11 protein-coding genes and 1 pseudogene are annotated in these 10,109 nt (G+C 41.8%); 5 read left to right on the top strand and 7 right to left on the bottom strand.

Features of this window, described 5'->3' with window-relative positions; all coding sequences use genetic code 11:
- Window positions 1-124: 124 nt before the first annotated feature.
- Complete coding sequence (locus JCM21738_RS19345; RefSeq protein ID WP_023626104.1) at window positions 125-892, bottom strand: GTP pyrophosphokinase; 768 nt, start codon at window positions 890-892, stop codon at window positions 125-127.
- Between the two features lie 380 nt (window positions 893-1,272).
- On the opposite strand from JCM21738_RS19345, the gene JCM21738_RS19340 reads away from it, so the two are divergent.
- The 4 genes and pseudogenes from JCM21738_RS19340 to JCM21738_RS19325 all read left to right on the top strand — a co-directional run bounded on the left by JCM21738_RS19340 (window position 1,273) and on the right by JCM21738_RS19325 (window position 5,047).
- Window positions 1,273-1,758: a hypothetical protein gene (locus tag JCM21738_RS19340; RefSeq protein ID WP_023626103.1), complete on the top strand. Its 486-nt coding sequence runs from the start codon at window positions 1,273-1,275 to the stop codon at window positions 1,756-1,758.
- A 97-nt stretch (window positions 1,759-1,855) separates the two neighbouring features.
- Window positions 1,856-2,074 carry a hypothetical protein gene (locus JCM21738_RS19335; RefSeq protein WP_023626102.1) on the top strand — a complete coding sequence of 73 codons (219 nt, stop codon included), beginning with the start codon at window positions 1,856-1,858 and terminating at the stop codon, window positions 2,072-2,074.
- A 205-nt stretch (window positions 2,075-2,279) separates the two neighbouring features.
- Window positions 2,280-3,715 (top strand): annotated as a pseudogene (locus JCM21738_RS19330) (IS6 family transposase).
- A gap of 468 nt (window positions 3,716-4,183) precedes the next feature.
- Window positions 4,184-5,047 (top strand): AraC family transcriptional regulator, encoded by an 864-nt coding sequence (locus JCM21738_RS19325; RefSeq protein WP_031308123.1) that lies wholly within the window; start codon window positions 4,184-4,186, stop codon window positions 5,045-5,047.
- Here the strand turns inward: JCM21738_RS19325 and JCM21738_RS19320 are convergent.
- The 5 genes from JCM21738_RS19320 to JCM21738_RS22750 form a co-directional block, all read right to left on the bottom strand.
- On the bottom strand, window positions 5,025-5,993 hold the full coding sequence (locus JCM21738_RS19320) for an MFS transporter (RefSeq protein ID WP_148296149.1): 969 nt from the start codon (window positions 5,991-5,993) through the stop codon (window positions 5,025-5,027). The genes JCM21738_RS19325 and JCM21738_RS19320 overlap by 23 nt on opposite strands.
- Window positions 5,994-6,005: 12 nt before the next feature.
- A complete protein-coding gene (locus JCM21738_RS19315) occupies window positions 6,006-6,284 on the bottom strand; it encodes a hypothetical protein (protein WP_023626098.1) in 279 nt (92 codons plus the stop codon).
- 237 nt (window positions 6,285-6,521) lie between these two features.
- Window positions 6,522-7,613, bottom strand: a complete 1,092-nt coding sequence (locus JCM21738_RS22755) for an alpha/beta hydrolase family protein (RefSeq protein WP_052019804.1) — start codon at window positions 7,611-7,613, stop codon at window positions 6,522-6,524.
- 38 nt (window positions 7,614-7,651) lie between these two features.
- A complete protein-coding gene (locus JCM21738_RS24530) occupies window positions 7,652-7,819 on the bottom strand; it encodes a hypothetical protein (RefSeq protein WP_156315532.1) in 168 nt (55 codons plus the stop codon).
- A 26-nt stretch (window positions 7,820-7,845) separates the two neighbouring features.
- Entirely contained in the window at window positions 7,846-8,349 is a 504-nt protein-coding gene (locus JCM21738_RS22750; protein WP_052019802.1) for a hypothetical protein, read from the bottom strand.
- Window positions 8,350-8,545: 196 nt separating this feature from the next.
- Here JCM21738_RS22750 and JCM21738_RS19305 point away from each other — a divergent pair, with 196 nt between their 5' ends.
- Complete coding sequence (locus JCM21738_RS19305) at window positions 8,546-9,352, top strand: cupin domain-containing protein (protein WP_023626096.1); 807 nt, start codon at window positions 8,546-8,548, stop codon at window positions 9,350-9,352.
- Window positions 9,353-9,765: 413 nt separating this feature from the next.
- Here the strand turns inward: JCM21738_RS19305 and JCM21738_RS19300 are convergent, their stop codons facing one another.
- Entirely contained in the window at window positions 9,766-9,921 is a 156-nt protein-coding gene (locus JCM21738_RS19300) for a hypothetical protein (protein ID WP_232215879.1), read from the bottom strand.
- Window positions 9,922-10,109: the final 188 nt, after the last annotated feature.

The following is a 10,109-nucleotide window of genomic DNA, read 5'->3' as shown; positions in this document are numbered from 1 at the left end:
CCTTATGAGAAGGAGAAAGGCCACATAAGGGTACGATTAGGCAGTATTGAGACATAGGGCGGTTGCGGAGTCTGGCAAATGTAAAAAAGTCATATTTAGCAGGGTGCAGAATCGTCCCTGTGTCTCACTTCTTTTTTATCTCTCTGGGAGCATCCACAAAAAAGCCATTAAGGAATGACTGAAAATTAGACTTTGGTGTATTTAGATTGTCATTGAAAATAAGAAAGTCTTCGCCCATATTTTCCTTCACTTTTAAATCTGCCACTTCGTTATTGATCCTCTCCATTTTCAAATCCAACTCAGCGGCTGAAATGGCTGCTTCTTTTAAATCTTTTTTGATTCGTTCAGGTATTTCTTTCTCATATTTATAATATATTTTGTGTTCCAGACTCGCCCAAAAATCCCTGGCGATTGTTCGGATCTGCAGTTCCACAAATACCATCTCTACTCTGTCAGACATGAAAACCGGGATTTTAATAATAAGGTGGAGACTCTGATAACCGTTGGGTTTTGGATTGCGAATATAATCCTTGCGTTCAACCAGCTCTATGTCCTTTTGGTTTTCAATCATCTGGCTTATTTTATAAACATCCGTAATGAATGGACAAATGATTCGGATCCCGGCGATGTCTTTAATGTTCTCCCTGATGGATTCTATCGAAAAGCTAAGGTTCTTCCTGGTCAGTTTTTTTATGATACTCTCGGGAGATTTTAGCCTTGAATTGCAATGTTCTATTGGATTGTAATCATGGATATGGATAAATTCTTCTTTTAAAATATTGATCTTCGTATTCATTTCATCCAGTGCAAATTTATAAATCAACGAAAACCTTTTTAGGTCGTTCCTCATTTCTTTGGGATTGATTCTATACTGCTGAGCCAATTCTTCCATGTATGGACTACTCCTTGTGGTTATAGTGTATCTCGCCACCATCACAGCCTATCAATAATAGGAGGCCCTGTAAAAGAGGGGAGGCCACCATTTCTGATTAAAAACTTGAAAAAGTTAACTCTCTATAGGTTGTAAGTGTTCCATTTTCCACTTCAGCCACTGGAACTTAGCTGAACCCCTCAAATAAAAGGGAAAATCTGTGATATAATCTAACTATTGGACGAAGAATAAAAGGAAGTGTAAAGGTTGCCAATTATTTTTACGGTGCTTTTAGGGATAAACAACCGCTGGATATAGATGATATTATAGATTTTGATGACCAACAAGTTGATCAGCTAACGCGAATTGCAAGTCAATATACGCAAAAAGAGCTAGATGATATGGAGTATGGAAAGGATTTAGATTACTTATCTGAGGACTTACAGAAACCGACTATTTTAGAAGAAAAAGAAAGAATCGTCGGAAGTCTATCATCGAGAACTTTGCATGAAAAAAGACTTGTAAGACAAGGAAAACATTCTCTCAAAAGAATCCTTGAGCGTGTTGGTTCTGATTCTATAACTACTGTCATAGGTATTATAGACAAAGTGAAGCTTACTAATAATGTTCAAAAAGGACAATTTAAAGGGTACCCACAGTTATCTTATACATTAAGAATTGAAGGTGATCCTGACCGTTATAAAATCTCGATCAGTTTCGAAAAAGTAAAATCCGGTAATCGTATCATTAAAGTTGTAACGGTAAGTAACGTACAAAGCAGCGAAATAAGCCGACCAGGACAGCGTAGATCGGAACAAAGATTAGGAAACGATCCAAGATTAGAGGAAATGTGGAAAAAGATAAAGGAACAATACAAAAAAGATTGAATATACATAATATAGGGTATAGAATACGTATTAATAGATAAAAATAATGTGGAGAGGGATGAATATTATGGGTACTTTGTACAGGGAGGCACCAAAAATGGTTGAAAATATGACAACCAAACGGGAATTGGTCTGGAATATTGCCGGAACTGAATATAAAGTTCTTAATGTCCCTACGTATGATATGAACTCCGAGGAAAAAGAATACTTCGATATGGATGTTACAATGAAACTTTCTATGATCAGGGACTTAATGTATGCTGACGAAATCCCCCATACTGTTGACTTTGAAGAAGTTGCAGATTTTGATTTTTAATTAAACCCTTTTGAATATTATTATATACAAACAAACCTCTATTGAATCATCATTAGGGGTTTTTTCGTATTGTCAAAACTTTTATAAGAAATAGGTTATAAAATCCTATGATAGAGGGCTTTTTAAGCAAAAAAATTGCCACCCCCTGAATTCTGGAGATAATTGAGGTTACCACACACCCAATTCCCAGAAAGGAAGTGACAAGTTGTACCCTCAAATTATAACCTATTTATTAACTTTTATTAAGTACCAAGATCAAATGATTCGAACTCTTCTTACGCTGCTTATCGGCAAGAATATGTTCGATAAGCCGAAAGAACAACCTGTGAATCAGCCTTATCGAAAGCTACAGGTGGATGAACTTCCAATTATCGAGCCACTACAAAAGCTGGATTATAAAATCCTCATGAAAGAGTACTTCGAGAATCACGGAAAGCTTCTTAAGCCCGTTAGGCGTCATGCCAATTCCAAAACATCCGTACCATCCAACATTTCCTGCCCAAAGTGTGGTGCTCCGGCAGATTACCTATATGCCAATAATGGAGGAAAAGGGCAGTACCAATGTAAGGTGTGTGCATGTGTGTTCAATCAGAAAAACCAATATCTCAAAGAAGCCATCATGAAATGCCCGCATTGCTTGAAGACTCTTGAAAAAGTGAAAGAACGGAAAGACTTTGATATCTACAAGTGCAAAAATAATGTGTGTTCCTTCTATCAGCGCAACCTAAATGGACTTTCGTCCAAAGAGAGAAAACGATTCAAGGAGAACCCCCATGATTTCAAGATGCGTTACCTGTTTCGCCAGTTCCACATTGAATACAAGCCACTTTCTAAGGAATCACCTAAGAAGCCAAAAGTCGATCTTTCCAGGCTTTATGTGTCGCCTCATACCCTAGGCTCATTCTGACTTACCATGTGAACTATGGACTTTCCGCCAGGAAGACAGCTGCGCTCATGAAGGATGTCCATGGCCTGAATATCTCTCACCAAAGCATCTTGAATTACGAGAATAGCGTGGCTTTGCTTCTCAAGCCATATGTGGACCATTATCCTTATGAGCTTTCCGATCAGTTTTGCGGCGATGAGACGTATATCCGGGTGGGTGGTCGCTGGCACTATCTGTTCTTCTTCTTCGATGCGGTGAAAAAGATTATTCTGTCCTATCCGGTCTCTGATAACCGGGATACGCAAACAGCGATCCTGGCTATCGATGAGGTCTTGATGAAGTTCAAAGAAATACCAGAGGATCTGACTTTTGTCGTTGATGGAAACCCGATATATCTGTTGGCGCAGCATTTCTTCGCGCAACATGGAATATCATTCGACATCAAGCAAGTCATTGGCCTGACGAACGAAGATCCAGTGTCGACTGAATACCGACCGTTGAAACAGATCATCGAACGACTGAACCGGACCTTCAAAGGTAACTACCGCCAAACGCATGGGTTCGGTTCTGAGCAGGGATCCGTTTCCTTCGTGACGTTGTTTGTGGCGTATTTCAACTTTCTACGACCACACTCGGCACTAGAAGGAAAAGTACCGGTCCTTCAACCTGAGTTGCTTCAATTGCCAAATATGCCGGCAAGATGGGCCAAACTGATTGGTTTAGCTCAAGATTGGATTGAAGAGCAAACAGCCTAGCTTTTGTTTAGCAGAGCCCTTATCCAGCAGTCGGCGAAGCGAACTCTTGACAAACCGAACTTGCCAATGGTTTAAAATGGGAAAAACCAAGGGCTTATTTGGCATGCCTTCTTTTGTCCCCTTCGCCCTTGATGAACACTTCGCAAACCATTGGCGTGTTTGTCAAGAGCGATTGCGGCAGCATTTTAACAAGCTCAGTGAGAAATCCTTCACTCAGAATTGATTTTTCATAGAACTTTTGACACTACCGGTTTTTTAATGTTGAATGGATTCGAAAAAGGCGTTTTTTTTACTAGTTGTGCAGGGTCAGCCCCTGTGCATTTTTTCATGATCGTACAACCAGAGAAACAATTCTTACGTCTCATTATTCCACATTTCCTGTAAACTCGTAAGGAAGAAGACAGAGACCAACCGTAAAGTGGTGAGGATGATTCAACAGTTACTTTTACTTCAACGTGTCATTATTATATAGAGGATCATATTAAAGAGGAACTTAGTGCTGAAGAGCTGGCGAGGATGGTAGGGTATTCTCCGTATCATTTTTCGCGGATTTTTACTAAGCAGACGGGTTATACATTGATGGATTATGTGGTCAAAAGGAAGCTCCAGTTTGCGCTGTATGAACTGGTGAATGGGAAGAAGATCATTGAAATTGCCATGGATTATGGGTTTGAAACACATGCTGGCTTCACGAAAGCGTTCAAGAAGTGCTTTGGAAGTCCTCCGAGTCTTTATAAGGAGCATTGTCCAACATCACTGCCACAAAAGCTGGATCTGATGAGCCTTCACGAAAAGAATACGGGAGGCATTGTCTTGCAGCCCCAGATTGTCAGACGGAATGCTTTTTATGTCGCAGGGAAAATCTTCAGTATCGAGCATTTCCCTGCTGACCGAAATGTGCCAGCGTTTTGGGACCAGGAGGGTTTGACAGACGGGTCGATTGAAAGGTATCTGTACAAAGAGTTAGCGCCGAAAAAGCATGGAGAGTATTGTATCAATTTGAGCCGCAGCCTTGATGAGGACAGGTGCAGTTATATGTTTGCTGTAGACCACGACGATGAAAAAGGCTTACCTGATGGAATAACTTCTACCCAAATCCCCGAGGCTGTCTATGCGATTTTCCGGACACCTTTGGTTGAGGTTGACCAATTCGCAACGGCGATCAAAGGGACGTGGAGATACATACTGGAAGATTGGTTTCCACACTCATCTTATGAAGTGGATGAAGAGGGCTTCGACTTTGAATTTTATGATGAGCATTGCCATTATTGGGATTTTAAAAAAGTCTATATGGAAATCCATATTCCGATCAAAGAAAAATCTCGAGAGTGACTCTATCACCCTCGAGATTTTTGATGGCCAATTGATAAAGATAGATCACAGGCGTTAAAAGAATGGCACTTGCGATCATTGCGATTTTAATAGAAAAGTTGGCGGCGATTAACCCTATTGCCGGTCCTCCGCTAATTTGGCCAATCGCGTCAACCTGGCCTTTTACCGAAAAGAACGTCGCGCGTGTCGAAGAATCAGGAATGATTTTATTCAGCCTGGTATCCTCAAGCGGTGCCATGACAGACCTTGTTCCTTGGATGATCAGGTAAAAGCACAGCAAACTGATGATTCCAGTTGAAAGAGCAAAGCCGGTCAGCGAAGTGATAATCAGAACACAGCCGATCAACAAGGATACATAGATGGTGTTTAACTGATGGTGAAGAGAACTCCGGCTGATAAAATGAAGGCCGACAAATGATAGGAGCATCACGACAAAATTAATGCAGCCGATCAGGATGACCAAATTTCCTTCCGTCATGTATGCGAGACGGGTTTCTTCAAGGAAGTGAGAAATCCATAGCCGGTCAAAACCTTCGCTATATAACCCGAAAAACAAAGCAATAAGGAAGAGGATCCGCATCAAATAACTTGCCTTTGTGTAATGGACCATCTGGTTCATATTGCTTTTCAACGTCTTCCAAGTGGATGTGTTTTCATGTTGGACAGGTTTGAAGTTCTCTTCCTTCATAAAAATAAGCAGAAAAACAGCTAATCCTACCATGGATAATCCGCCAATGATGATGGGCAGGTTGATCATGAAATAATAACCGATCAACATACTCAACGGAATCGCGATCACTTCTCCAAGTTTGCCAGCCTTAGCACCATTCACAAACGCCTCGGAAGCACGATCTTCTCCAATTTCATCGGCAATCCACGCTTGATGCGCACCGCTCGTAAAAGTGTAGCCAATTCCCCAAAGAACCTGAGACACTAAAACTGCCACGAAATAAGGGAACTAACCCTCGATGAGGAACCCAGCCCCAATCAAAAAATACCCAAAAATCACGGAAAGCCTGCGACTCTTTAAATCCGCCACAAACCCAGTCGGGATCTCGAACAGAAACACAACTGCCTCTAGAACAGTCCCAACCAGAACCAACTGCAACGGATCAAGTCCGACGACCTTCACATGGTACAGCAAGTTAACCGTAAAAATAAATGTAAAAAAGAACTGAGACCAAAAACGTGTATATATATAGACAGTATACGAATCCATTTTCTTCAAAAATGTCAATTTCATCTCCCCCTAACCAGATTATAGAGAGGGAGAAAGATAGTTTCTTTTCCAAAATTGCGGTTTTTTTGGAGTGTGGGGGAGTGGATTTTGCTTATTTGGAATGATAACAATTTTGCACTTCATCAGCACTTCTTTAATTTAGAGTTCCGAATGAGACGATAGAACCGAACCTTTGTCTCGTGGATCTGTGTTGAAAAATCGCCTGGAAGTCACTCCAGACGATTCTTTTTAGTATTATCGTTTTAAATATTGTTCTAAAAAGTCCAATACGGCCTGGTAGCCTTTTATCCTGTTTTCTTTTTTCATAAATCCGTGTCCCTCGTCAGGGAAGACGATATATTCTACCGGTACATTGTTCTTTTCTAATGCGGCCACGATTTCGTCGGACTCGACCTTCAGGACACGCGGGTCATTTGCTCCCTGCAAAACAATCATCGGCTTGTTGATTTTGTCAGCATGGAACAAGGGAGAGATGCTCCGGATGTATTCTGTCTGCGTATACGGGTCTCCGATTTTTTTGTAAAGGGCGTTACGGAAGCTTTCCCACCAGGCCGGAATGCTCTTCAGCGTGCGTTCCCAGTTCGAGACTCCAAAGATATCCACCCCGACATTGAACTCGTCAGGTCTGAAAGCCAGCGCGGCAAGAACCATATAGCCGCCGTAACTTCCACCAATGATGCCAATTTTTTCTCCATCAATATCAGACTGCTCCTGCAGAAACTTCTTGGCCTGGATGCAATCTTCAAGGTCAATTTCCCCGTGCTTCAGGTCGGCGGCGCTAAAGAAGGTTTTGCCGTACCCCGAACTGCCGCGGTTATTAACTGCCAAGACAGCATAGCCGTTATTGGCCAGGTATTGGAGAAGCGGATTGTAATCCGTTCTTGACTGTCCGCCGGGACCTCCGTGGACAAAGACAAGTGCCGGAGCCTTTTCGTCTGCCTTCACATTTGGATGGTAATAAATTGCCGGAATCTCCAATCCATCAAAAGAAGGGTAGCGAATCACTTCCGCATCCGCCAAGTCTGCCTGGCTAATCTCCGGGTTTAAGGTATCGGTGAGCTGTTTTAATTGAGATGTCCCAAGCTCGTAGCTATATAAATTCGTAGGCGAATTCGGGCCATTAAACAGGAAGGTCATCAGGCTTTCATCTGCCGAAAATTTCAAGTCCGAAATTTGCCCTTCCGGAAGTTGTGGCAGGTCCAGATACTCTCCAGTGCCCATATGAAGAACCTTCACGACAGTACTGGCATCCTGGTTAACTCCATAAACCATATAGGTATTCTGTTTGGAGAATCGCGTGAACATGATATCCCAATTTTCCTTCACAACATCCTGTGTTACACCTGTAGTAATATGATACTTTTTCAGATATAGGAATTCCTCGTTTTCATCAGCGAGGAAATAAAGGCTTTCGGAATCCTGCAGAATGCTTGTGGGATGTTCTGGATATCGCCTTCATGCGGTGTGGCATGCGTAAGCTTCTCCGTTTGCCGGTCAAAAATATAAACATTGGAATCATTGGCATTGTTCAATTTTCCTAAGGAAATAAACCGCTTATTCAGAGAGATGGACCCAAATTCGTATCCTTCATCATTCGTAAAAATACAAGTAGATTCAAAAGTGGCAATATCCATTTCATAGACGTCCATGTAACTAGGATTCCGCTTATTTGACCCGTAGAAAAAGCTTTTCCGTCCTGACTCCAGCTGTAAAATTCCGCACGCTCTTGCTCCCCTGGAGTGAGGTCGATCTCTTCGCCATTCTCATTTTTAACATAAATATGTAAGATTTCATTCCCGCCCTTATCGCTTAAAAATAAAAAGCGGTCATCATCGGGAAAGTAGCTCGTGACAAGAACTGCATTATCCTCAGAATGCGTCAGTTGTGTCCTCACTCCGTCTTCAACCGACACACAGTACGCGTTGTAAATCCCTGTCTTATCTCCTGAAAATAAAACCTTCCTTCCATCATATGAAATCGAATTACCCGTAATCGATTCAGATCCATAAAACTGCTGTATTGTGTAGCGCTTCACTTCCGTAGCTTTACTCTCTTTAACCATAATTTTTTCCATCTCCTTTCCATTACATTTAAGAATTCGATAAATACCTGTAAAAACCTTTTTAAAGATTGCTGCGACAAGGGTGCGAAGGGGGGAGAGCTAATGCATTAGCGTTAAGACGCGACAACCGTCACTGTGTCTTCACCCATACCAATTGCATAGGATATGTTGATGAACTGGGAAGGGATTGACAAAAATGTACTATTATCCAAATGGTTATTTTAATCAATATTATGAACCGAATTATAATGGAAGACACTCTGGTCAGTGGGCTAATCCTTATGGAGCGCAGCATATGAACGGTTTTCATGCTTTCCGCTATCCTAACGGCAACGGAATGATTCCTTTAGCGGATTATGGACCAAATCCATATGTGGTCAATATCAATGAAGCAACACAGCAAAACAACACGTATCGTACCGCTTTATGGACAGGAACACATTTACAAGTCACATTAATGAGCATCGAGGTTGGCGGTGATATCGGTTTGGAAATGCATCCTGCCGTTGATCAATTTTTACGGATCGAACAAGGCCAGGGTGTTGTTCAGATGGGTCCGAGCAAAGAGAACCTAACCTTTCAAAGCCCAGTCGTTGATGATTCTGCGATCATGATTCCAGCTGGAACATGGCATAATCTGACCAATACTGGTAATACTCCGTTAAAGCTGTACTCCATCTATGCTCCTCCGAACCATCCATTTGGGACTGTCCATGTGACCAAAGCCGATGCAATGGCGAGTGAAGGTGGAGCGAACGGCAATGGAAATACGATTGTTTTCGGCAAGACTCCAGATCAATGGGTCCAGCACACGGAATTTTTAGTGCAGGAAGGATTAGAGGACGTTAAAAGAGGAATCAACGCTACGCACATTCTTCAAGAATTCATTCTAATGGGAGTCCTGGTAGGGAAGGGATACACTCCTGAAAAAGCATATGAAACAGTAGAAGAATGGGAACGTTCAGGAAAATCCAAACTTCTTCAGGCGAGCAAGAATATGTAGGATTAAAAAAGAATGGGGGACATGGGACAATGGATCTCATGTCTCACTCTGTCATTGGACATCGGTCATTCAGATGGGAAGGTGGCAATGATGGAGGGGGAGGCCGATGCGGGTGGATCGTCTCAATCTTCCGCTGACTTTTATTAAAGAATTCATTACCCTCTAAGGTTAGCATGCATTTAATCAAACGTTTGATTAAGAGTGATGAAAGAACATCAGATTAGAGGCTGATTTGACATTCTGGGAATATGAAACTTAATAGGGCATTCTAACTTTTGAGATGAGCGACAAAGCTTGTCCTTTTTTATTTCGGGAAAAAGGGACGGTTTTTATCTCCGTCCCATTGCCTCTTAAGCTAAATCCATGATAGTAAAATGTTTTTCTTCCAGTCGAATCTTACCTCTGTCACCGGTTCACCCTGCTAGCGGGGCAGTTGTTCTTGCACCTAATTCTTGATCGATCAATAAAAGGGCGGACGAGTTATTTTCAGCAAGCTTAAGACGATCAATGATGGTTTTGGCTTGTGCTTCTTCATCTAATTGTTCCCTTAAAGAGTCCTGAATGCTCAAGGCGGCCTGAGGGTGACTTATCTTATGAGTTATTGTGACAGCTTTCAAGGTGCATAGCTCAAACCTGTCAAGAAAATGTGGTTATTGTGACAGCTTTCAAGATTCATAGCCCAAAGCTGTCAAGAAAACGTGGTTATTGTGACAGCTTTCAAGATTCATAGCCCAAAGCTGTCAAGAAAAAGAAGTTA

It is taken from the genome of Mesobacillus boroniphilus JCM 21738 (assembly GCF_000517385.1).
In the GTDB taxonomy this organism is placed as follows: Bacteria; Bacillota; Bacilli; order Bacillales; family Cytobacillaceae; genus Mesobacillus; species Mesobacillus boroniphilus.
The sequence above is the reverse complement of the archived record's forward strand: the minus strand, read 5'-3'. Positions and strand labels throughout refer to the sequence as shown.